This is a genomic window from Neobacillus sp. NRS-1170 (assembly GCF_050468025.1).
Map to the genome: position 1 here is coordinate 43469 of NZ_JBITPF010000013.1, position 24214 is coordinate 67682.

Genomic DNA, 24214 nt, shown 5'->3' on the forward strand with positions numbered 1-24214 from the left:
ATGCAGCAATCGAAAGAACAACGAGTTCATAATGTATTTGAAAAAATATCTGACAGCTATGATAAAATGAACTCAGTAATCAGTTTTCAGCAGCACATCAAATGGCGAATGGACACAATGAAGAAAATGAATGTTCAGCCTGGTTCAAAGGCGCTTGATGTTTGCTGCGGCACTGCTGATTGGACGATTGCCTTAGCAGAAGCTGTTGGACCGTCTGGAGAAGTTACTGGCTTGGATTTTAGCCAAAATATGTTGAATGTAGGGATTGAAAAAGTTAAACAACTTAAGTTAAATCAGGTAAAACTTATTCATGGGAATGCGATGGAACTTCCCTTCGAGGATAATAGTTTTGATTATGTGACGATCGGATTTGGTCTAAGAAACGTTCCTGATTACCTTCAGGTTTTAAAAGAAATGTACCGGGTAGTAAAACCAGGGGGAATTGCCGTATGTTTGGAAACATCGCAGCCAACTTTAATCGGGTATAGGCAGCTTTTTTATTTTTACTTTCGCTTTATTATGCCGATATTTGGTAAGTTATTTGCGAAAAGCTACAAAGAATATTCATGGCTCCAGGAGTCAGCACGCGATTTTCCAGGGATGAAAGAGCTTGCACGTATGTTTGAACAGGCAGGCTTTAATGATGTCAATTATAGATCTTACAGCGGCGGTGCAGCTGCAGTTCATATTGGCAAAAAGAAGTAATTTAATTGTACGAAAGACAGGATGAAAAGCTGGGTGAATACAAATGAAATTAAAAATGATGTATTCATTTTTGAATTCGGATATTAACATAATTGAAAAAACGCTGGAAGAGACTATCCAATCAGAGTCTATTCTTTTAAGACAAGCTTCTATGCATACATTACAAGCCGGAGGAAAAAGAATTCGTCCTGTTTTTGTTTTGCTTGCTGGTAAATTTGGTCAATACAATATAGAATTAATGAAAAATGTGGCCGTTGCTCTAGAATTAATTCATATGGCATCCCTTGTTCACGATGATGTCATTGATGACGCTGATATTCGTCGAGGGAAGCCAACCGTTAAATCAAAATGGGATAACAAGACTGCTATGTATACGGGTGACTTTGTGTTTGCACTCGCCCTTGAATTAATGACCAATATTGAAAGACCGTTAGCGCATAAAATATTAGCAGAAACCATAGTTGAAGTAACAGTAGGTGAAATTCAACAAATTAAAGATAAATACCGCTATAATCAAAATATCCGGGATTACCTCCGAAGAATAAAGCGAAAAACAGCGCTGTTAATCGCTTCAAGCTGCCAACTGGGTGCCATCGCAGCAGATGTTGAAGAATCCATCCATCAAAAGCTATTCCAATTTGGCTATTATGTGGGCATGTCCTTTCAGATTACTGATGATATATTGGATTTTACGGCAACTGAAAAGGAATTAGGAAAGCCTGCAGGCAGTGACCTATTACAAGGGAATATTACAGCACCTGCCCTGTATGCGATGGAAAATCACAAGCTTCGCGGTGAAATAGAAAAGGTTAATGAACATATGAGTCCTTCAGATATTGCCCCAATTATTAATCTGATCAAAAAGTCTGGTGCAATTGAAAAATCTATTGCCTTAAGTGATCATTATTTAGATAAGGCATTAGCTATATTAGAAGAGCTGCCAGAAAATAAAGCTAAAAAAACCCTTCGTGATATTGCCAAATTCATTGGGAGGCGGAAATTCTAGCTGACATCAGCTTGCCAAATATTCAAAACAATGATAATATTTTCGTGGATTGTTTTAAGTAACAATCATGATACATAACGAACTAGGAGTGGAATTCATGGAAAAAACATTTTTAATGGTTAAACCAGACGGCGTACAACGTAATTTAATCGGTGAAATCGTTGCGCGCTTTGAAAAAAAGGGTTTCCAATTAGTTGGAGCAAAATTAATGAATATTCCAAACGAACTAGCCGAAGAACATTACGGTGAACACAAGGAACGTCCATTCTTTGGTGAATTAGTTGATTTCATTACATCTGGTCCTGTTTTTGCAATGGTATGGCAGGGTGAAAACGTAATTGCAACTGCCCGCCAAATGATGGGTTCTACAAATCCAAAGGATGCAGCACCTGGTACCATCCGCGGTGATTTTGGACTTACTGTTGGTAAAAATGTTATTCATGGCTCTGATTCACCTGCAAGCGCAGAGCGTGAAATCGGTTTATTCTTTAAAGAAGCTGGATTAGTTGAGTATACAAAATTAGTAAACGAATGGATTTATTAATTTAAATTTGACGGGGCACTTGTATAATTAATACAAGTGCTTTTTTGTATCCGCATACAAAAAATTTATCTCTATTTTCGGAATAGTTCCACTATGTTTATTTCGCTGTATATGTTATATTGATACATAAATCTTTAATGAGTTGAAGGGGGAAAGAGAATGGGAATGAGGTACTTAACCGCTGGTGAATCCCATGGACCACAATTAACGACTATTTTAGAAGGTCTTCCTGCTGGGATGCCATTATTATCCGAGGACATTAATGAGGAGCTTGCTAGAAGACAAAAGGGGTATGGCCGAGGAAGAAGAATGCAAATCGAGAAAGATACCGCCGAAATCGTCTCAGGAGTTCGGCATGGACAAACACTTGGATCACCTATTGCATTAGTCGTTAAAAACAATGACTGGAAGCATTGGACAAATATAATGGGAGCTGAACCATTAGAAGAAGGTCAAGAAGACGAAATTAAACGAAAAGTAACCAGGGCCCGTCCTGGTCATGCGGATTTAAATGGCGCAATTAAATACGGACATCGTGACATGAGGAATGTGCTGGAACGCTCATCTGCGCGCGAAACAACCGTAAGAGTTGCTGCTGGTGCTGTTGCCAAAAAACTACTGTCTTTAGTTGGTGTAAATATCGTTGGACATGTAGTTGAAATTGGCGGAGTTAAAGCCCAAGCTGATGAATCCTTATCAATAGAGACGTTGAAGGAGCGGACCGAAAATTCACCTGTTCGGGTTGCGGACACAAATGTGGAGCAAAAAATGATGAATGCGATTGATAAGGCCAAAAAAAATGGCGACTCAATTGGCGGGGTAGTAGAGGTAATCGTAACAGGCATGCCTGCCGGGGTTGGCAGTTATGTTCATTATGATCGAAAATTGGATGCCAAACTAGCTGGTGCAATCGTAAGTATAAATGCTTTTAAAGGTGTCGAATTCGGTATTGGATTCGAAGCCGCCAGGAAGCCCGGAAGTGAAGTGCATGATGAGATTGGATGGGAAGCAGGACTTGGGTATTACCGCAAAACAAACCGCCTTGGTGGCTTTGAGGGTGGGATGACAACTGGAATGCCAATTGTTGTCCGCGGAGTAATGAAGCCAATCCCAACTCTTTACAAACCGCTTATGAGCGTTGACATCGAAACGAAAGAGCCGTTTGCTGCCAGCATTGAACGATCTGACAGCTGTGCTGTCCCTGCTGCTGCAGTTGTCGCTGAGAGTGTTGTTGCATGGGAGCTGGCAAATGCTCTTATTGAACAATTTTACAGTGATAGATTTGAAACCTTTGCCGATGAAATTAAAAGGCAGCGTGAGTATGCGAGGGAATTTTAATGGAAAAGATACACATCCAAACAGAGTCTAAAAAATATAATGTCTTTGTTGGAGAAGGTGTTAGAAAAGACCTGGAATCATTCATATCCAATCATTTTCCACAATTAACAAGAATATTAATTATGACAGATGAAACTGTGGCCAAGCTTCATCTTGACAAGTTACTCACTACTCTACAATCGTGGGATCCTATCGTTTTTACAGCACCAAGCGGTGAAAAAGCAAAAACATTTGAAGTCTATTATAATGCATTATCTGCTGCCCTTGAAAACCGCCTTGACCGAAAATCGCTTATTTTGTCTCTTGGCGGCGGTGCAGTGGGGGATTTGTCAGGATTTGTGGCTGCATCATTTATGAGGGGAATCCCTTTCATACAAATTCCGACAACTATTTTAGCTCATGATAGTGCAGTGGGCGGAAAAGTTGCTATCAATCATCCACTCGGGAAAAATATGATTGGGGCCTTTCATCAGCCTGAGGCTGTATTTTATGATTTAGAATTTCTTAAAACATTACCAGCACAGGAAATTCGCTCTGGGTTTGCTGAGGTTATTAAACATGCCCTTATTTTTGATGCGGAATTTTATGATTGGCTTCAAAAAAATGTTCATGACTTAAACACACTATCGATTGAACAGCTGTCTGAATGTTTAATAAAAGGGATTAAAATTAAAAATGAATTTGTCAGTCAGGATGAACGTGAAACGGGCGTTCGTGCTTATTTGAATCTAGGCCACACGCTGGGACATGCAATTGAGTCTGAAATGGGTTATGGGAATTTTACTCATGGGGAATCCGTAATGATTGGGATGATTTTTGCAATTAAATTAAGCCAGCAGCTGCTCGGACTATCATTCAATTTAATGGAATTTGTAAATTGGGTAGAAAAGCTTGGGTATGAAACTAAAATCCCTAGTCATTTAAAGTACGATAATTTAATAAATAAGATGAAGCAGGATAAAAAATCTGTCGGCGAAACTATTCGTTTTGTTTTGCTCGAGCATTTGGGGACACCGATTCTTCGTGAAATTTCAGATAAATTATTATTAGAGGAGCTTAAAAGCTTTTAAACAGGGAGGGTTTTTCATGTTCAGAGGGGTGAGAGGAGCGACGACGGTTACAGCTAATACTGAAGAGGCAATTGTTACAGCTACTGAAGAACTTTTGGCTAAAATCATTGAGGTGAATCAAATTCAACCTGATACCGTCGCATCCGTATTTATTTCTACTACAGAGGACGTTACAGCAGCATTTCCTGCAAAGGCCATGAGAAAATTTGAGGGGTGGACCTACGTACCTGTAATGTGTATGAGGGAAATCCCTGTTCCAAACTCGTTAAAAATGTGCATCCGTGTCATGATGCATGTCAATACAAATCAAAATCAGAAAGATATTTTTCATGTTTATTTAAATGAAGCAAAGGTTTTAAGACCTGATCTCGATAATAGTTTGGCATTATAAAAGAAATAACCAAATGGGGTGGATAAATATGAGATGGAAAGAGCAACTACTTACACTGACTCCTTATCAGCCTGGAAGACCAATAGAGTCAGTCAAGAAACAATATAATCTAGATAAAATTGTAAAGCTTGCTTCAAATGAAAATCCGTTTGGATGCTCTAAAAAGGTGCTTCCGTCGCTACAATCGATATCTAACAATTTGGCCATATATCCGGATGGTTATGCAGCAAATTTAAGAGAAGAACTAGCTGCATTTTTAGAAGTGGGTGAGGATGAGCTGATTTTTGGAAATGGTTCAGATAATATCATTCAAATGATTTCAAGGGCCCTCCTGCATCCAAATGCAAGCACAATAATGGCCACTCCGACTTTTTCACAATATAAGCATAATGCAATTATAGAAGGAGCCATTATTAAAGAGATTCCTCTAAAAGATGGTGATCATGATTTAGAAGCAATGATCTCGGCAATTGATGAACAAACAAACGTCATTTGGTTATGTAGTCCTAATAATCCAACAGGTACATACATTCCTGAAAATAAATTAATCTCGTTTTTAGAAAGAGTGCCAAAGCATATTTTAGTGGTTGTTGATGAAGCTTATTATGAATATGTTTCTGCTGATGACTATTATGATTCCATAAGTTTAACACGGAAGTACCAAAATGTTATCGTGCTCCGAACTTTTTCAAAAATTTACGGACTTGCTGCCTTAAGGGTTGGGTACGGTGTTGCACATTCATCAATAATTAAAGCACTAGAACCTGCAAGAGAGCCGTTTAATGTTAACTCTTTAGGCCAGCTGGCAGCAGTTGCTGCAATCAAAGATCAGGAATTTGTTGAGGAATGTAAAGAAAAGAATAGACAGGGCCTTGCTCAATTTTATACGTTTTGTGATGAAAACAAATTGAGTTATTATCCATCACAAACCAACTTTATACTAATTGATTTTAAAGTGGATGGGGACAAGGTTTTTCAATATTTACTAGAAAGAGGATTTATTACTCGTTCAGGTAAAGCCTTAGGGTTTCCAACCTCAGTTAGAATTACGGTTGGCCTTCCTGAACAAAATGAAGGGGTACTAAAAGCACTAAGTAATTTTCTTGCTGAGAATTAACGCAGAACGGCTTTTGGTATAGGGGAGGAATTATTTTTGAATGGCCGTGTATTCGTCATTGGCTTAGGCCTAATTGGGGGTTCCTTGGCTCTTTGTATAAAAAAAGAGCATCCTCAAGCAACCATTATAGGCTTAGACATAAATAGTGAACAAGCAAGACTTGCCAAAATGCTCGGAGTAATAGATGAAATTGCTGCCGATATTGAGGATGGGGCCCATGGCGCTAGTTTGATTATTATTGCAGCCCCAGTAAATGATACTAAAACCATTATTCAATCACTTTCAAAGCTTTCATTAAACCCGGATGTGATTGTAACGGATACAGGAAGCACGAAAAGAAAAATTGTCGAAAATGCCATCAGCTTAAAGAAACAAGGAATTACTTTTATTGGCGGACATCCAATGGCTGGTTCACATAAAAGTGGTGTGTCGGCAGCAAAAGAAATTTTATTTGAAAATGCCTTTTATCTATTAACACCTGGGGAGTATGTTGAAAATTCAAAGGTAATGTTACTTAAAGAGTGGTTAAAGGGAACAAATGCCAAGTTTTTAACGATAACGCCGCAAAATCACGATTACCTTACAGGGATTGTCAGTCATTTTCCCCATATCATTGCTGCCTCAATCGTCCGCCAAACTGAAAAATTGTCGGAAGCAGACAGTCTGATCCCCCGCCTCGCTGCAGGGGGATTTAGAGATATCACCCGTATTGCTTCAAGCAGTCCAGAGATGTGGAAAGACATCCTTTTACACAATCGAGAAAATTTAATTGAACTGTTAAATCAGTGGCAAGATGAAATGGAATGGGTTAAAACGCTATTAGAAAAAGAAAATAGCACTGCCATTTATGATTATTTTTACCAAGCAAAGCAATTCCGTGATGGACTACCTATAAAAGAAAAGGGTGCAATTCCGGCTTTTTACGATTTATATGTAGACGTACCGGATTATCCAGGTATCATTTCCGAAATAACAGGATTTTTAGCAAAAGAAAAGATTAGTATTACAAACATTCGAATCCTTGAAACACGTGAAGATATAAATGGGGTTCTGGTGATTAGTTTTCAAACGGAAGAGGATCGGCAAAGAGCTGAACGCTGTATACGTGTATATTCAGACTACGCCACATCCATCGGTTCCTAATTTATATTAATTAAAAAGGTGATTTCATGAAATCAATAACACTTAATACGAAAATAAATCGGTTAATTGGTGAAATAACTATCCCCGGAGATAAATCCATCTCCCACCGTTCAGTTATGTTTGGTTCCATTGCACACGGTGAGACAAGGATTACTAATTTCCTTCCTGGTGAGGATTGTTTAAGTACGATTTCTTGTTTTCGAAAGCTTGGGGTAACCATTGAAGAAGATGACAACCTGATCCGCATAAGCGGAAATGGATTTGAGGGGCTTACAGAGCCAATAGATGTCTTAGACGTTGGGAACTCTGGTACAACCATTCGTTTATTAATGGGAATATTGGCTGGAAGACCTTTTTTCTCTTCGCTCGTGGGTGACGCTTCTATTGGGAAGCGTCCGATGACAAGGGTTACAGGTCCTTTGGCGGAAATGGGTGCTGTGATTGATGGCCGGAAAAGCGGTTCCTATACTCCCTTATCCATTCGCGGAGGAAAATTAAACCCAATTCAGTACGAGCTTCCGGTTGCAAGCGCCCAGGTTAAATCTGCCCTTATTTTAGCTGGATTACAGGCTGAAGGGGTTACTCAAATAATCGAACCTTCTGAAACTAGGGATCATACTGAAAGAATGATTCGGAAATTTGGCGGAATGATTGATAAGGAGAATAAAATCATAACTGTTAAAGGTGGTCAAAAGCTGACAGGAGCCACGATTCACGTTCCTGGGGATATTTCCTCTGCTGCCTTTTTCTTGGTTGCTGGGGCTATTGTACCAGGCAGTGAAATCGTGCTGAAAAATGTTGGTTTAAACCCAACAAGGACCGGAATTATTGAGGTTTTGAAAAATATGGGTGCTGACTTAGAGATTATTTCAAATGAGAGCGACGCCTTTGAACCAGCAGGTGACCTTGTTATAAGAACCTCAAGTCTAAAAGGAACGGTAATTGAAGGGGATTTAATTCCAAAGCTTATTGATGAAATTCCGATTATTGCCCTCTTGGCAACACAAGCTGAAGGGAAAACAATCATAAAAGACGCGGAGGAACTGAAGGTAAAAGAGACAAATCGTATCGATACCGTTGTAAACGAACTCCAAAAATTAGGTGCATCGATAGAAGCGACAGATGATGGAATGATTATTAACGGTAAATCAAATCTACATGGCGGTACCGTCTCCAGCCATGGTGACCATCGCATAGGTATGATGCTGGCAATTGCAGCGCTAGTCAGTGATGGTGATGTACTCCTTGAAAATCCAGAGGCGATTGCTGTTTCCTACCCTAATTTCTTTGAACATTTAAAAAGCCTAACAAACTAAAAACTGCGTTTACGCAGGTCGGATTGTCGAGAAAAGTTATTTTTCTCGGCAATTTTTATTTTTTCAGAATCAAAAAACCAAATTTATTGATTGTCCCTGCAAATGGTCCTGTTGATTTCCGCTCTTACCTTGCCAAGTGTGTTGCAATCTTTATTTATTTTTTGGCAGCCTGCTCACTTGCATTCTTTAATCCCCGTAACCGATGTCCATTATCATCACTGTAATAAGGACCAATCTTTTCTAGAAGAAACGAAAGATCAAAATATCAATCAAACGAAAGAGATGGTCACCGGGTACCAATTCAATAATGGATACAAATTCCTATTCACTTTGGCTAGACTCTTTTGGCTTAAACATTGATTTCACCAATCAATCTAATTATTTGTAAGGTGAGTTGAAAGTCTTTATTAAAAACACTCTGTTGATTGGCGCGGAAGGCACGAAGACTCCTACGGGAGTACGGGGCAGGGGAGACCCCGCATGCGCCAAAGCGCCGAGGAGGCTCCCCGGCACGCCCCCGGAAAGCGAAGTGCCTGGAGCGCCAATCAACAGACCTGTTTAAAACATATATACAATAACGTTGTAACGAATTATTATGCGGTGCATTGATAGGGTGAATGAATAAAATAATAGGCTGCTAAGGGTTTTTCAACAGCCTGAGGTGCATTTACGGCAGTCTTTTTTTGAATGTCATAGTTTTAAGAATTTTCGCATAGCTTGTCTTAAGAGAATATTAAAGGGTGGGTGGACAATGTATATCATTGAAAATGCCAATATCCTTAAAGGCAAGCGGTTAACAACCTGTTCGCTCATCATTAGGGAAGACCGTATCGAGTCAATTCAAAGCAGTTCCAAGCATTATCGTTTGATGAAAATGAATGCTGAACCGTATATCATGACCCCCTCTTTTGTCCTGTTAAATTCTAAAATTTCACCTAATACTTCCTTTCGGGATTTGAAAACGATGATAATGGACCGATTCTTATTAAAAGGATGCACCACTCTAATTACATTTGTTCAGGTTTCCTTTGAAACTGAAATAATTGAAAAAATCAAAGAAATAAAGATGACATTACTCAGCAGCCCAATTGACTTTGTCATTGCGGTAAAAATCCCAGTTCGTCTTTTAACACCGTCATTTATACGAAAATGTAAAAAAGAAAAAGTACCTGCCATTTTTGTTGAAATTAAAGATCCAGAGGAGTTGGCCAATATACCATGGGGATGGATTAGGGAAGCCTTGTTTCCATTTAATAGTCCATTAATTCCAATAATTTCTACGTCAAAGAAGAAGGAAGCTGGCTTCACTTTGTCGAAATGGAAAGGTATCATGGAAAATGAAAAAATTTCCGCTTTTTACGAAGAACTAAAAGAAGACCAACCACTTTCAATCACCGTATTAAATCATTTAGGACTCTATCCCCATATGGCAAGTCTTATGAATGGCACAGAATTAAGCTATAATTTATATGTAAAGGGAAGAGGAATCATGAATGTTGATGAACTAAATTTATTTCATTATCATGGTGATAGACTTGTAGTTACAGTTCACAAAGGAAAGGTTGTTCGGTCTGGGGATGAGGTTTTATTTAAACCAGGTTATGGAGAACATGTGAAGGTGCGAAACCCAGCTTATTTTTCTTTGTAAATTTAGGGGAAGAGGTAGAAGTCAATGGACAGAGTTAATAAAATTATTTCCATGTTAGAAAACGGCCAACATAATGAGGCCTTAAATGAATATAATGTTTTACTACAAAGCGGCCAGCCTGATGAAAAATATCTTCTAAGTGAAGAATTGTATCAATATGGTTTTCTGGATGAAGCCAAGGCTCTTGTTGAGAACCTGTTAGAAATGTACCCTGAGGAGGGGGAACTGCTTGTTCTATTAGGTGAGATTCTAATTGAAGCGGGGGAAGAGGAAGAAGCCATTCTCATGCTAGAGAAAATTTCAGAACAAGATGCTAATTTTGGGCAGTCATTACTTCTATTGGCGGACCTTTATCAAGTCCAAGGTTTATATGAAGTCTGTGAAAATAAGCTTCTCAAGGCTAAGGAAATATTGCCTAATGAAATCATTATCGATTTTGCCCTGGGCGAGCTTTATAGTGAACAAGGCGAAATACGAAAGGCCATGGCTGCTTATGAAAAAGTTTTAACAGAAGAAAGTGAGATTGCCGGAGTCAATATTCACCAGAGAATGGCAGACCTTTTAAGTGCTTCTGGCGTCTTTGAAGAAGCGTTAATCTATTATGACAAAGCGCTTGATGAAAAGTTAGAAATTAACACATTATTTGGCTATGCTTTTACTGCACTGCAGGCAGGTTATAACCGAACTGCTATTGAAAAGTTCAATGAATTGAAAGAACTTGACCCAGAATATCATTCACTTTACCTCCACCTTGCCATGGCATATGAGCGGGAAGAAGAGCTTGAAAATAGCATACGTGCAATTAAAGAAGGCATTAAACAAGATGAATTTAATAAAGAATTATTTTTCTATGGCGGCAAAATATCTATTAAGCTTGGAAAGTCTGCTGAGGCAGAACAGCTGTTTCGCGAGGCAATAGCCTTAGATCCTGGCTTTACCGAGGCTGCTTTAACCTTAAATAAGCTTTTTTTTCAACAAGAACGACATGAGGATGTTTTGGATTTAATTTCGGCACTTGACATTGCTGAGGATGAGGAACCCCAATTTTTATGGGATTCTGCCCTCGCTTTAGAGAAATTAGAGAAATTTTCATCCGCATTAGACAAATATGAAAGTGCATATACTTTTTTTAAGAACAATGAGGCATTTTTACAAGATTACGGATATTTTTTAGTTGAGGAAGGAAAATCAGACCGCGCTGCCGAAATTTTTAAACAGCTGCTAATTAAGGATCCTACCAATTTTGAATACCTTGACTTGGTTGAACGTTTAACTGATTTTAAAGAATAAGCTGTGTTAAAGGACATTGTTGATTTTTGAAACTCTGGTAATTTGAGCGGAAGGCGCGAGACTCCTCCGGGAGTACGGGGCAGGGGGGACCCCACTGGCGCTTTAGCGCCTGGAGCGAAAATCAACAGCAAAGTCTAACACAGCCAAAAATTAAAAAAGCTGAATTTGCAGAGGAGGGAAACTATCATGGCAACCCCTGTTTCTGTCAACGAGAAAAAGGACTTTATACGATGGTTTTTAAATCATTATCAACTAAAGAGAAGAGAATGTGTTTGGATTCTAAATTATTTAATGAGCCACGATCAACTAATGGAAAAGGTTCATTTTGTTGAGCAAGCACAGTATTGTCCACGAGGTTTGATTATGTCTACCCATTGTGTAGATAAAGTACCGTTTCGCTTTTATAAGGAAAATGTCATGACGACTGATGCTGAAAAATCCTTTCATGATATTCGGCTTAACCGGGACGAAGATATTTTTATTCAATTAAACTTCCATGCCTCAAATCAAGCACACCAGTATGCAGCGGTTCTTGAAGAAAATCCATTTGTTCCAAAACACCTGCAGGTTAATGAGAAAGATGGAATAATTGCTGAACAGCTGCTGCAAAACAGTATTGAACGCTTTCAACGTGAAAAGCTTCTCCAATTGATTGATGAAGCACTAGATAAACAAGATCGCCAAGCGTTTAAAATGTTAACTGAAAAATTAAATATACTAAATCAGTCTGAACCAAAAGGAAGTCTGCGTTAAAGCAGGCTTCTTTTTTCTTTTGCTATTTTATAATGTAATGTTGATTATGAAACAATGTTGATTGTAGCGGAAAGCGAAGCGCCTGGAGCGCAAAACAACATTCAAGTCCAAAGCCTTTTCTTTTGCATCTTTATTATTTTATTGTTTTTGGAGAAAATGATAATATAGGAATAGTGAATTCTTAAAGGTTGGTGCACACTATGAAATGGATACCTCAAGAGGTAGAGACCTACTTGAATGCAAAAGAGTATGTCGATACCGCAGTTGTCCCTTTATATTCGGTTTCAGTTGGGGGTGAAATGAAGCAATCTGCTGCAGCTGCAGAATTTATCACATTATTAACAACTCATTTAGAAAGACAATTTACGGGAAGAATAGTCTTGTTTCCGCCATTTACATACTTAAAAAATGATCGTACCGAAAAAGTATTTAATGAACTGCTTAATTGGGAGTCCAGCATTTTTCAGAGTGAATTCAAACACGTATTTTATATAACCTCTGAAATTGATTGGAGAGAAAGTTTGGAAAAATTAAAGGGATCGTTAATTTGGCTTCCGGCCATACCGCTTGACCAAATGAGTGATTCGCAAAAATTAACGATTATCGACAGTCAAGTCAAACAGCTATTAACTCTCTTTACGCAAAAATGGCATGAAAATATGTAAAACTATCCAGATTATATGTTTTTAAAATAGTATGATATTGACCTTGCCTGCAGATTGATATATCATTGTTATGTCCTAGTTTTATATGTGTTTAATTTTTGTCCGCTGGACTTAAATTCGTTAATAGAGGGGGGATAAGCATGAGTAAAGAGCGCGTTTCAAGACGTCAATTCTTAAGTTATACTTTAACAGGTGTAGGCGGTTTCATGGCAGCTGGAATGTTGATGCCAATGGTAAGATTTGCAGTTGATCCAGTATTGAAGACTGAAGGTGCCGGAAATTTTATCGCAACAAAGCAAAAGGTTTCTGAAATAACCGATGAACCAGTAAGGGTTGACTTCACCTTCAAGCAAAAAGATGCATGGTATGAGTCCGAAGTAACCAATACTGCTTGGGTTTATAAGAATGGGGACAAGATTGTTGCCCTATCACCAACTTGTAAACATTTAGGCTGTACGGTTAACTGGAATACGGACAAGGAGCATCCAAACCAATTCTTCTGTCCATGCCACTATGGCCGTTACACGAAGGATGGTACAAACGTTAAGGGTACACCACCACTTCACCCGCTTGATGTATATCCATACAAAGAAAAAGACGGTTTCCTATATCTAGGAAAAGCTGAACCACGGAAGGAGGCGTAATCATTGTTAAACAAAATTTACGATTGGGTAGATGAACGTTTAGATATTACGCCGCTGTGGCGCGATATCGCAGACCATGAAGTACCTGAGCATGTTAACCCAGCGCATCATTTTTCAGCGTTTGTTTATTGCTTTGGCGGTCTGACATTTTTTGTTACAGTTATTCAAATTCTCTCCGGTATGTTTTTAACCATGTATTATGTGCCGGATATTAAAAATGCATGGGAGTCCGTTTATTACCTTCAAAATGAAGTAGCATTTGGACAAATCGTACGTGGAATGCATCACTGGGGAGCCAGCTTAGTACTTGTAATGATGTTTTTACATACATTGCGCGTGTTTTTCCAAGGTGCCTATAAAAAGCCGCGTGAGCTTAACTGGGTTGTCGGAGTACTTATTTTCTTCGTCATGCTGGGCTTAGGTTTTACAGGCTACTTATTACCTTGGGATATGAAAGCGTTGTTTGCAACAAAAGTAGGTCTGCAAATTGCTGAAGCAACTCCGTTTATTGGTAGCTATGTTAAAGTTCTACTTGCTGGACATGAACATATAGTTGGTGCACAAACGTTAACCCGATTCTTTGCGATTCACGTGTTCTTCCTGCCAGGTGTTCTGCTTGGTCTAATGGGAGCTCACTTTATCATGATTCGCAGACAAGGTATCTCAGGACCTCTTTAAAAATTTATTAGCTGAAATTGTAATTTTATCTTATTTTTACGGAAAAAGGAGGGGATTGCTCAATGCATCGCGGTAAAGGTATGAAGTTCGTTGGTGACTCACGTGTGTTAGCACCTGAAGCACGAAAACCGAAACTTCCAAAAGATTACTCAGAATATCCTGGTAAAACAGAAGCATTCTGGCCTAACTTCCTTTTGAAAGAATGGATGGTAGGAGCAGTATTTCTAGTTGGTTATCTATGTTTAACCGTTGCTCATCCGGCTCCGCTTGAAAGGATTGCGGATCCAACTGATACAGGTTATATTCCATTACCAGACTGGTATTTCTTATTTTTGTATCAATTGCTAAAATATACATTTGCATCCGGGCCGTACACGGTAATTGGGGCAATGATTATCCCTGGACTTGCTTTTGGAGGATTACTATTGGCACCGTTTCTTGATCGTGGACCGGAACGCCGCCCATTAAAGCGTCCGATCGCAACTGGTGCTATGCTTTTGGCGTTAGCTGCTACTGTCTATTTAACTTGGGAATCTGTTGCAACACATGACTGGGCTGCTGCAGAACGTCAAGGAAAAATTGTTGAAAAAGTCGACATTGATAAGTCTAGCGCTGGATACAAAATCGCTAGTGCAAATACCTGTATTACATGTCACGGCGATAGTTTCCAAGGTGGTGCTGGTGCCCCGACACTCATTGGTACAGGCTTATCTGCTGCTGAAGTAGCTAAGATTGCTAAAGAAGGTAAAGGCGGCAAAATGCCACCAGGAATTTTCAAAGGTACAGACGAAGAGTTAAAGACGCTTTCTGAATTCATCTCAGGCCTTGGTAAAAAATAATAAAGATTGAAAAGCTGACGATTTTCGTCAGCTTTTTTCTTAATTAGTGAAATGGGGAATCATTGTGCGCTGGATTTATCCTTTTTTAGCAAATCGAAATGTATTATTACTTTTACTAGTCATTAATATTGCTGGAACTATTTATGGATATTACTGGTATGGATGGCAGCTTAAAGAAACACCAGCGAAATTTCTCTTGTTTGTACCGGACAGCCCAACTGCAAGCTTATTTTTTGTTTTTGTCCTTATAGCTTTTTTAATGAGGAAAAATTGGCCTTTAGTAGAATCACTTGCCATAGTAACGCTTTTTAAATATGGAATCTGGGCTGTTGTGATGAACATCCTTGTGTTTTTTGTCCAAGGGGAGCTGGATTTTGTTGGCTATATGTTGATTTTCTCCCATTTTGCCATGGCGGTACAGGGATTATTATATGCTCCGTTTTATCGGTTTAAATGGTGGCATCTGATTGTAACAGCGATATGGACCTTACATAATGATGTTATTGACTATGTTTTTTTCATGCTGCCCAGCTACCATATGCTTGATCAATATATCCCTCAAATTGGATATTTTACCTTTTGGCTTTCGATCTTGTCTATTGGCATTGCCTATTATTTAAGTATCCGGGCTAATCGTTTTCAACTCGATATAAAATAGTTTGGCATCACAGGTCTAACCTTGTCCAACCCTTCATACATTTTAATTAGTAACGAAAGGGGGGACAAGAATTGAAAATAAAATGGTTTGTCATTTTAGCAATTATCATGATGCTCACTCCCATATCAGTTCAAGCAAAACAGCAATCGCCAATGGAGAAGCTTGATGATATTTCCGATGAAGCTCTCCAAATGGTGAAGTTTCATAGATACGAAGATGCTAAAAAATTGCTTGATTATTTTTCAGATCAGTTCACTAGTATTACTGGTAATGAGCAGCCCTTAACCATGGATGAGGTTAGAATTGTTCATACCTCCCATGACGAGGCAATGGAAGCTGCTGTAAGCCCAAATATGAAATATGAAGAAAGAATAAATAAACTTACGAAATTCCGTCTTGTCATTGATGCAATTGCCACAAGTCATCAACCATTATGGACAGAAATGGAAGACCAAATTATGACCGCTTTTCATCAAGCAAAGGATGCGGCCCTAAATGGTGATTCTGCTCATTTCCATTCAAATTTTAATTCGTTTTTATCCTTGTATAATGTTATCTATCCAAGTATGAAAATTGATGTACCAGTAGAAAATATTCAAAGAATAGATGCCCGAATAAATTTTATTGATGAATACAGGTCACAGGTTGTAAAGGATCACAAAAGCAGACAGGAACTGGATGCCCTCGATACAGATTTAAAGAACCTTTTTGCCAATTTGGAAGAGGATGAGGCAGACCCTTCTTTATGGTGGGTGATTATATCAACCGGTAGCATCATTATCATGACTTTATCGTATGTTGGCTGGAGAAAGTATCAAGGTGAAAAAGGGATGAAAAAAGACCGTTCAAGAGATTTAAAGGATTGATGAGTCTAATCGGCAGTTTCTATTACAAGACCGGCACCAAGAGCTGATTGGAGGTTCTATATGTCATTTCTATTATATTTTATTATTATTGCATTGATCCCATTATGGGCCCAGATGAGGGTTAAAAGTACCTTTGCTAAATATTCTCGAGTTGCGTCCTCTTCCTATCGCCGTGGCGCTGAGGTTGCAAGGGAAATTTTGAATGCCAATGGGCTTTATAATGTTGGTGTTGAAGAAGGTAGAGGTTTTTTAAGTGACCACTATGACCCAAGGTCGAAAACAGTCCGCCTTTCTCCTGAAAATTACCATGGTCATTCGATTGCAGCGGCTGCCGTGGCCGCCCATGAATGCGGACATGCGATACAGGATGCAAAGGGATACACGTTCCTGCGTTTTCGCCATGCATTGGTTCCTGTCGCGAACCTTGGTTCGAATGCTTCATGGATCCTTATTATGATAGGGATACTCTTTCATTTTAGCGGCATGCTGCTATTGGGGATTATTTTCATGGGAGCAGCAGTCCTTTTTCAACTTATCACATTACCTGTAGAATTCAATGCTTCTAATCGTGCGCTGGACCAAATTGCTGCGCTCAGGCTAATTGGTCATGGAGAAGAGAGAGAAGCTAAAAAGGTTTTAAATGCCGCAGCTCTGACATATGTAGCTGCTGCTGCCGTAGCTGTTTTGGAATTACTTAGATTGGTTTTTATTTTTACAGGTATGAATAGGAACGACGATTAAAAAGCAATGTCCTTGGCGGGGACATTGCTTTTATGTTTGAATTGGTTTTTTGTTTTCGTCTAGTGTAAAGCCTTCACCAAGGACATCATGAACAATGGAAATTGATACAAAGGCATGGGGATCTACTGTAGTAACCAAATTTTTCAAACGGATCAGTTCACTTTTCGCTACTACACAATATAATACGTCACGTTCACTTTTTGTATACGATCCATATCCTCTTAGGGCCGTTACCCCGCGTTCCATTTCATCCATTATTTTTTTTGCGACTTCCTCATTTTTTTCTGAAATAATCATCGCACCTCTTGCAGAATAGGCTCCTTCTACGATAAAGTCAATTACTCTTGCCCCAACAAAAACGGCAACAAGTGTATACATAGCTTGTTTATAGTTTAAATATGTAAGCAGTGATAAGCCAATGACACAGACATCAAACATGAACATCGTTTTCCCCATATTCCAGCCGGCATATTTTTGAACAAGCCTTGCGATAATATCCACGCCGCCTGTAGTACCGCCAAAGCGAAAGATAATCCCCAACCCAATACCAGCAAAAACTCCTGCAAATAATGCTGCCAAGGTTAAATCACTTTTCAATGGCATTTCAAGAGAATACCGTTGGAAAATCCAAAGAAATATGGAGACCCCGACTGTTCCAATGATCGTATATAAAAAAACATTTCGTCCCAGCAGCTTCCATCCAATAATAAATAAAGGAATATTTAACAGCAGGTTTGTATAAGATGGGTCTAATTTCCACAGGAAATAAAGTAGAAGGGTTATCCCTGTGAATCCGCCTTCTGCCAGCTTATTTTGCATATTAAAATTTACAAGTCCAAATGAAAAAATGGCTGCCCCTAATAGAATAAACAATATATTTTTGAATTTAAGGCCTAATACCATACACATACCTCCTCTTCCATAATTTTCTCTATCATCGCGGTTTTTATTATAGCGAATAAAGTAAACTGGAGCAATCTAAACAGTAAAGTGAACGCTTTAAACGAAAACATTTGTAAAACAGTCTTTTTTTAGCTAACATGAAAAATATGATAGCAATGAGGTGAAGATAAATGGACAAAGGGAAATCTATGAAAGACCTTCAACATGAGGTCGATACATACATTGGACAATTTAAAGAAGGTTATTTCAGTCCCCTCGCCATGCTTGCAAGACTAACGGAGGAACTTGGCGAGTTAGCAAGGGAAATAAACCATACTTTCGGTGAGAAACCAAAGAAATCAACAGAAGCTGAAAAAGCAATTGAAGAAGAGCTGGGCGATCTGTTGTTTGTAATTATTTGTCTTGCGAATTCTTTAAATATTGATCTTGAAGAGGCCCACGATTATGTTATGAACAAGTTTAATACGAGAGATAAAAACAGATGGACGAGAATTAATGAGGAAATGAGGAATGAGTCTGATGAATAACATCCGAATCGTTATTGCCGGTCCGCGCGGCCGCATGGGCAGTGAAGCAGTCAATCTAGTATCCACAACGGAACACTTTACATTAGTTGCAGTGGTTGACCATAAATACGATGGGATTATGTTAAGTGATATTGATGGCTTTCAATCGATACATAATGTACCTGTATATCGGGACATCGAAAAATGTCTGCAAAATGTAGAGGCAGATGTATTAATAGATTTAACAACACCAGAAGTAGGTATGCACCACACAACAACTGCTCTAGCGTATAATGTTCGTCCTGTGGTTGGGACAACAGGTTTTACAAAAAATGATTTAGAAGAGCTGGAACGCATTTGTCAGGAAAAAGATTTGGGTTGTATTATTGCCCCAAACTTTGCGATTGGCGCCATACTGATGATGAAATTTTCACAAATGGCTGCTAAATATTTTAACGACGTTGAAATAATTGAATTGCATCATGACAAGAAACTTGATGCTCCGTCTGGTACGGCAGTAAAAACAGCGGAAATGATATCTTCTGTTAGAGAAAAAAAACAGCAAGGTCATCCAAATGAAAAAGAAACTATAAACGGTGCAAGAGGTGCTGATTATGACGGTATGCATATCCATTCAGTCCGATTGCCAGGGTTAATCGCCCATCAGCAGGTTTTATTTGGAGCAGATGGACAAACCTTAACAATTCGTCATGATTCATATAACAGAGCTTCTTTTATGTCAGGAGTGAAGGTGGCTGTCGAAACAGTCATGAAACAAAATCATTTTGTTTATGGTCTTGAAAATATTTTAGATTAGGAGACAAATTATGAATATTGCTTTAATTGCTCATGATAAAAAAAAGAACGACTTGGTACAATTTGCCACCGCCTACCAGACCATTTTTGCCAAGCACACATTGTTCGCGACCGGAACGACAGGTTCAAGAATCAGTGAAGCTACAGGACTTCCAATTACCCGGTTTCAGTCAGGGCCGCTAGGAGGCGATCAGGAAATTGGGGCGATGATTGCCAAAAATCAAATGGATGCTGTGTTCTTTTTCCGGGATCCGCTGACTTCACAGCCTCATGAACCAGATGTTACCGCACTTGTCCGTTTATGTGATGTGTATTCTATACCTCTTGCTACCAATATGGGGACGGCTGAACTATTAATTAGGGGGTTAGAGGAAGGGTTAATAGATTGGAGAAATATCGTCAAAGAAAATGGTGGAAGCAATGGAAAATAAGAAGCTGCATGTTTTGGCATTTGGAGCCCATGCTGATGACGTTGAAATCGGCATGGGGGGTACGATTGCTAAACTAGCATCTGAAGGTAAACGAATAGGCATATGTGATTTAACAGATGCAGATCTTTCTTCCAACGGGAACGTAACCTTAAGAAAAGAGGAAGCAGCACAAGCGGCAGAAATACTGGGCGTAGAGTTCCGAACTTCATTGGGATTTCCGGATCGGGGCTTATTCCAGAAGGAACAATACATACGTGAAATTGCTGGATTAATTAGAGCATACCAGCCTCAACTTGTCTTTGCACCCTATTTTGAGGACCGGCATCCCGATCACGGGAATTGCGCCCGCCTTGTCGAGGAAGCGGTTTTCTCAGCCGGAATTAAAAAATACCAGACAGATAGAGAAAATATGCCCCACCGCGTGGAAAGGGTTTATTTTTATATGATTAATGGTTTCCATAATCCGGAATTTACGATTGATATCTCAAGATTTATGGATAAAAAGCTTTCAGCTTTACGAGCCTATAAAAGTCAATTTGAAAAAACGGACGATAGCGTCGATACACCTTTGGTGAACGGTTATATTGAAACAGTAGAGGCTAGAGAAAGAATGTTTGGCAAGCTGGTAGGCGTAAATTATGCTGAAGGCTTCAAAACGAAAGTTCCTATCCTTTTGAATCGTGATTTGATAGGAGAATAAACGATGAAGAAACTAAAAATTGGAATAACCTGCTATCCAACTGTTGGCGGTTCAGGTGTTGTTGCAACCGAACTTGGGAAAATGCTTGCGGAAAAAGGGCATGAAATTCATTTTATCTCTTCGAGTATTCCCTTTCGATTAAATAAAATGTACCACAATATATACTACCATCAAGTAGAAGTAAACCAATATTCCGTTTTCCAATACCCCCCTTATGATATTGCACTTGCTAGCAAGATGGCTGAAGTGGCAAATCGTGAGAATTTGGATATCTTACATGTTCATTACGCCATTCCTCACGCCGTTTGTGCTATTTTAGCCAAACAAATGTCTGGAAGAGATCTTAAAATTGTTACAACTTTACATGGAACGGATATTACGGTTTTAGGATATGACCCCTCACTTGCCGATCCAATTAAATTTGGTATTGAAAAATCGGATTCGGTCACAGCTGTTTCAAAAGCTCTTGTAAATCAAACATATGAACTTATTAATCCTGATAAACCAATTGAAACGGTTTATAATTTTATTGACGAACGAATCTATCAAAAAACCAATGCTGACATTTTAAAGTGTGAATTTGAAATAAAGCAAGAAGAAAAGGTCATTATTCATGTTTCGAATTTCCGGGCTGTTAAAAGGGTGCAGGATGTCATAAAAACCTTCGCTAAAATTTCAGCGTCAATGCCTGCTAAATTATTGCTGGTCGGAGATGGGCCGGAAATGACAATAGTTTGCAAACTAGTCAGGAAGTTAGGAATTGAGGACCAAGTTATTTTCCTTGGCAAGCAAGAGAATCTTGAGGAATTGTACTCGATTAGTGATTTAATGCTTCTTTTATCGGAAAAGGAAAGCTTTGGCCTAGTTGCTTTAGAGGCGATGGCTTGTGGTGTGCCTTGTATTGGAACCAATGTGGGCGGATTACCGGAAGTTATTAATCATGGTGAAACTGGGTATATTTGTGAGGTAGGAGATATTGAAGATATTGCTGCAAAAGCGATTGCCTTATTAAAGGATACCAAACTCCATGAACAATTATCCAATCGGTCAGTTGAAACCGCAACAACAAAATTTAAAGCGGACAACATCGTAGAACAGTATGAACAAATATACTTTAAGCTGCTGAATTAAGGTGAAGGAAATGATTGAACCATTTTTATCTGCCGTTCCAGTATTAATGAGATTGGAAGATGCGGGTTATGAAGCTTACTTTGTTGGGGGATCGGTTAGGGATTTACTTCTAAATAAACAAATTAGTGATGTCGATATCGCTACATCCGCGACACCGGAAGAAGTGAAAAGGGTCTTCTCAAGAACTGTCGATGTTGGGATCGAGCATGGAACTGTCCTTGTTTTATTTAATAATGAATCGTATGAAATTACCACCTTCAGAACAGAAGCTGAATATTTGGATTTTCGAAGGCCAAAAGAGGTTGCGTTTATCCGGAGCCTAAAAGAAGATCTGCAGAGAAGAGATTTTACGATGAATGCTATGGCGATGGACCGGCAGGGCAAATTAATTGACCCTTTTAATGGCCGGCTGGCAATAGACGAAAAGGTCATTCAAACTGTCGGTTCAGCTATGGAGCGGTTTCAGGAAGATGCATTAAGGATGATGAGAGCTGTCCGCTTTGTCAGCCAGCTCTCTTTTACGATGGAAAGTCATACCGTTACCGCGTTAACAAAATTGATTCCCTTACTTGACAACATTGCTGTGGAACGAAAAAGAACAGAATTTGAAAAACTTCTAGTCGGCGAAAATCGAAAAAAAGCATTCGGCATCTTGATCGATACTGAATTATATTCTTATTTGCCGGGCCTTAAAAATCAAAAGAAGTATTTAGAGCTTTTATTAACCTATCAATGTGAAAAACTGAATGTAAAAGAAATGTGGTCGTTACTTCTATTCTGTTTGGAGTTAAAAAATAAAGACGTCGATTCTTTTTTAAGAGGCTGGCGACTGCCGGTTAAAGAGGTTAGGGATATTCAAATAACCTTAGCATTCCTAGCTAAAAGACTTGAACAGGAATGGACGGTTTATGATTTGTATTCTGCAGGGTCGGATACCATTCAATCAGTAGAGAAGCTTTATCTAGTTTTAAAAGGAATAGAAGAAATAGAGTCGATTCATTATTGGCTGAATGTTTATCAGGGTCTGCCAATAAAAGAGCGTTCAGAAATGAATGTAACAGGTAATGACCTAATGCAGTGGTTCGATATAAGTGGAGGACCTTGGTTGAAGGAAACCCTTTTGGAAATTGAACATGCAATTTTAATAGGAAAAGTAGCGAATAATCATCAACAAATTAAGGAGTGGCTTGTAGAGTGCAGTCAGAATTAAGAAAGGAACTGCTTGATGCTTTTACAAATTCTGGGGAAGATTACTTATCAGGGCAGCATCTAGCTGATTTAATTGGCTGTTCCAGGACGGCAGTCTGGAAGCATATTGAGGAATTGAGGAAAGAGGGCTTTGAATTAGAAGCTGTCAGAAAGAAAGGGTATCGGATTGTAAAAACACCCGAAAAAATAACTGCTGATGAAATTAGACTGGGTTTAACAACGGATTTTATTGGACGGAACATTCATTATGAGGAAAGTGTAGAATCGACACAAAAGATTGCCCACCGATTTGCGTCTGAGGAAGTACCTGAGGGTACCGTCATCATTGCTGAAGAGCAAAGGTCTGGAAAGGGAAGAATGAACCGTAAATGGCATTCACCAAAATATACCGGTATTTGGATGAGCGTTATCCTTCGCCCTAATATCCCTTTGACAAAAACACCGCAGTTAACCCTTTTATCGGCGGTTGCCATTGTTCAGGCAATTGAAGAATTTACCGGACTTACTCCTGAAATAAAGTGGCCCAATGATATTTTAATTAATGGGAAAAAAGTGACAGGTATCTTAACAGAATTACAGGCCGAAGCCGACCGGGTTCATTCGATCATCGTTGGTATTGGGATTAATGTAAACCAAAAGAAAGAAGATTTCCCAGCTGAACTACATGAAACGGCCAGCTCCCTTTATATTGAAAAAGACGAACCAATCTCCAGGGCCGGTTTAATCAAAAGTATCTTTAAACACTTCGAGAAATTATATTTACTTTATTTAGAAGAAGGTTTCCTTCCAATCAAGCTGCTTTGGGAAAGCTATGCAATCAGCATTGGGAAAATTCTAAAGGCGAGGACCTTGACAAATGTAATAGAAGGAAAGGCTTTAGGAATTACTGATGAGGGTGTATTAATGCTCGAAGATAAGTTAGGTACGATTCATCATGTATACTCTGCTGATATTGAGCTTTAAACAGTTCGATTATTATAAATATCCTTGTACACTTTTTAAATAATTTGTTATAATTTCTTTGGGCAGTATCCTACGGAACTGCACCTTTTATGTCATACTAAAATTAAAAAGGTATCTGCCTAGATCCGTAGTACGGACCGGGA

General features: G+C 38.9%; 27 protein-coding genes. 26 read left to right on the forward strand and 1 reads right to left on the reverse strand.

Going from position 1 to position 24214, the window contains the following annotated elements:
* From ACIFOT_RS05205 to ACIFOT_RS05295, 19 genes are all read left to right on the forward strand, one after another.
* Positions 1-705, forward strand: a complete 705-nt coding sequence (locus ACIFOT_RS05205) for a demethylmenaquinone methyltransferase (protein WP_430062571.1) — start codon at positions 1-3, stop codon at positions 703-705.
* 43 nt (positions 706-748) lie between these two features.
* A complete protein-coding gene (hepT, locus tag ACIFOT_RS05210; protein WP_430062574.1) occupies positions 749-1711 on the forward strand; it encodes a heptaprenyl diphosphate synthase component II in 963 nt (320 codons plus the stop codon).
* Positions 1712-1808: 97 nt separating this feature from the next.
* A complete protein-coding gene (ndk, locus tag ACIFOT_RS05215) occupies positions 1809-2255 on the forward strand; it encodes a nucleoside-diphosphate kinase (RefSeq protein ID WP_335442016.1) in 447 nt (148 codons plus the stop codon).
* A gap of 165 nt (positions 2256-2420) precedes the next feature.
* Complete coding sequence (aroC, locus tag ACIFOT_RS05220) at positions 2421-3593, forward strand: chorismate synthase (protein WP_430062775.1); 1173 nt, start codon at positions 2421-2423, stop codon at positions 3591-3593.
* Positions 3593-4663 carry a 3-dehydroquinate synthase gene (gene aroB / locus ACIFOT_RS05225; RefSeq protein WP_430062577.1) on the forward strand — a complete coding sequence of 357 codons (1071 nt, stop codon included), beginning with the start codon at positions 3593-3595 and terminating at the stop codon, positions 4661-4663. Before aroC ends, aroB begins: the two co-directional genes overlap by 1 nt.
* Positions 4664-4679: 16 nt before the next feature.
* Entirely contained in the window at positions 4680-5054 is a 375-nt protein-coding gene (gene aroH, locus ACIFOT_RS05230; RefSeq protein WP_430062580.1) for a chorismate mutase, read from the forward strand.
* Between the two features lie 28 nt (positions 5055-5082).
* Positions 5083-6171, forward strand: coding sequence for a histidinol-phosphate transaminase (hisC, locus tag ACIFOT_RS05235; protein WP_430062583.1), 1089 nt, complete (start codon positions 5083-5085; stop codon positions 6169-6171).
* Between the two features lie 36 nt (positions 6172-6207).
* Positions 6208-7314, forward strand: coding sequence for a prephenate dehydrogenase (locus ACIFOT_RS05240; protein WP_430062587.1), 1107 nt, complete (start codon positions 6208-6210; stop codon positions 7312-7314).
* Positions 7315-7340: 26 nt separating this feature from the next.
* A complete protein-coding gene (aroA, locus tag ACIFOT_RS05245) occupies positions 7341-8630 on the forward strand; it encodes a 3-phosphoshikimate 1-carboxyvinyltransferase (RefSeq protein ID WP_430062590.1) in 1290 nt (429 codons plus the stop codon).
* A gap of 751 nt (positions 8631-9381) precedes the next feature.
* Positions 9382-10278: a hypothetical protein gene (locus tag ACIFOT_RS05250; protein WP_430062593.1), complete on the forward strand. Its 897-nt coding sequence runs from the start codon at positions 9382-9384 to the stop codon at positions 10276-10278.
* Between the two features lie 24 nt (positions 10279-10302).
* Positions 10303-11568 carry a tetratricopeptide repeat protein gene (locus ACIFOT_RS05255; protein ID WP_430062596.1) on the forward strand — a complete coding sequence of 422 codons (1266 nt, stop codon included), beginning with the start codon at positions 10303-10305 and terminating at the stop codon, positions 11566-11568.
* Positions 11569-11754: 186 nt separating this feature from the next.
* Positions 11755-12321, forward strand: coding sequence for a ReoY family proteolytic degradation factor (locus ACIFOT_RS05260; protein ID WP_430062599.1), 567 nt, complete (start codon positions 11755-11757; stop codon positions 12319-12321).
* A 200-nt stretch (positions 12322-12521) separates the two neighbouring features.
* Positions 12522-12986 carry a YpiF family protein gene (locus ACIFOT_RS05265; protein WP_430062602.1) on the forward strand — a complete coding sequence of 155 codons (465 nt, stop codon included), beginning with the start codon at positions 12522-12524 and terminating at the stop codon, positions 12984-12986.
* Between the two features lie 140 nt (positions 12987-13126).
* On the forward strand, positions 13127-13630 hold the full coding sequence (locus tag ACIFOT_RS05270) for a ubiquinol-cytochrome c reductase iron-sulfur subunit (RefSeq protein ID WP_263297852.1): 504 nt from the start codon (positions 13127-13129) through the stop codon (positions 13628-13630).
* A gap of 3 nt (positions 13631-13633) precedes the next feature.
* Positions 13634-14308 (forward strand): menaquinol-cytochrome c reductase cytochrome b subunit, encoded by a 675-nt coding sequence (qcrB, locus tag ACIFOT_RS05275; protein ID WP_430062605.1) that lies wholly within the window; start codon positions 13634-13636, stop codon positions 14306-14308.
* Between the two features lie 62 nt (positions 14309-14370).
* Positions 14371-15147, forward strand: coding sequence for a c-type cytochrome (locus ACIFOT_RS05280; protein WP_430062608.1), 777 nt, complete (start codon positions 14371-14373; stop codon positions 15145-15147).
* A 64-nt stretch (positions 15148-15211) separates the two neighbouring features.
* Complete coding sequence (locus ACIFOT_RS05285) at positions 15212-15805, forward strand: DUF1405 domain-containing protein (protein ID WP_430062612.1); 594 nt, start codon at positions 15212-15214, stop codon at positions 15803-15805.
* A gap of 71 nt (positions 15806-15876) precedes the next feature.
* Positions 15877-16671, forward strand: coding sequence for a sporulation protein YpjB (ypjB, locus tag ACIFOT_RS05290; protein ID WP_430062615.1), 795 nt, complete (start codon positions 15877-15879; stop codon positions 16669-16671).
* Between the two features lie 60 nt (positions 16672-16731).
* A complete protein-coding gene (locus ACIFOT_RS05295) occupies positions 16732-17412 on the forward strand; it encodes a zinc metallopeptidase (RefSeq protein ID WP_430062618.1) in 681 nt (226 codons plus the stop codon).
* 30 nt (positions 17413-17442) lie between these two features.
* Here the strand turns inward: ACIFOT_RS05295 and ACIFOT_RS05300 are convergent, their stop codons facing one another.
* Positions 17443-18315, reverse strand: a complete 873-nt coding sequence (locus ACIFOT_RS05300; RefSeq protein ID WP_430062621.1) for a YitT family protein — start codon at positions 18313-18315, stop codon at positions 17443-17445.
* A 170-nt stretch (positions 18316-18485) separates the two neighbouring features.
* Here ACIFOT_RS05300 and ACIFOT_RS05305 point away from each other — a divergent pair, with 170 nt between their 5' ends.
* Genes ACIFOT_RS05305 through ACIFOT_RS05335 form a run of 7 tightly spaced genes read left to right on the forward strand, consistent with a single transcriptional unit; the run spans position 18486 to position 24071 of the window.
* Positions 18486-18842, forward strand: coding sequence for a nucleotide pyrophosphohydrolase (locus ACIFOT_RS05305; RefSeq protein WP_430062624.1), 357 nt, complete (start codon positions 18486-18488; stop codon positions 18840-18842).
* Positions 18835-19638 carry a 4-hydroxy-tetrahydrodipicolinate reductase gene (gene dapB, locus ACIFOT_RS05310; protein WP_430062778.1) on the forward strand — a complete coding sequence of 268 codons (804 nt, stop codon included), beginning with the start codon at positions 18835-18837 and terminating at the stop codon, positions 19636-19638. Before ACIFOT_RS05305 ends, dapB begins: the two co-directional genes overlap by 8 nt.
* 10 nt (positions 19639-19648) lie before the next feature.
* Entirely contained in the window at positions 19649-20068 is a 420-nt protein-coding gene (gene mgsA, locus ACIFOT_RS05315; protein ID WP_430062627.1) for a methylglyoxal synthase, read from the forward strand.
* On the forward strand, positions 20058-20768 hold the full coding sequence (gene bshB1, locus ACIFOT_RS05320; protein ID WP_430062630.1) for a bacillithiol biosynthesis deacetylase BshB1: 711 nt from the start codon (positions 20058-20060) through the stop codon (positions 20766-20768). Before mgsA ends, bshB1 begins: the two co-directional genes overlap by 11 nt.
* Before the next feature lie 3 nt (positions 20769-20771).
* Positions 20772-21899 (forward strand): N-acetyl-alpha-D-glucosaminyl L-malate synthase BshA, encoded by a 1128-nt coding sequence (gene bshA, locus ACIFOT_RS05325; protein ID WP_430062633.1) that lies wholly within the window; start codon positions 20772-20774, stop codon positions 21897-21899.
* Between the two features lie 10 nt (positions 21900-21909).
* Positions 21910-23109, forward strand: coding sequence for a CCA tRNA nucleotidyltransferase (locus ACIFOT_RS05330; RefSeq protein WP_430062636.1), 1200 nt, complete (start codon positions 21910-21912; stop codon positions 23107-23109).
* Positions 23094-24071: a biotin--[acetyl-CoA-carboxylase] ligase gene (locus ACIFOT_RS05335; protein WP_430062639.1), complete on the forward strand. Its 978-nt coding sequence runs from the start codon at positions 23094-23096 to the stop codon at positions 24069-24071. The genes ACIFOT_RS05330 and ACIFOT_RS05335 overlap by 16 nt, the downstream gene beginning before the upstream one ends.
* The last annotated feature ends 143 nt before the right edge of the window (positions 24072-24214 follow it).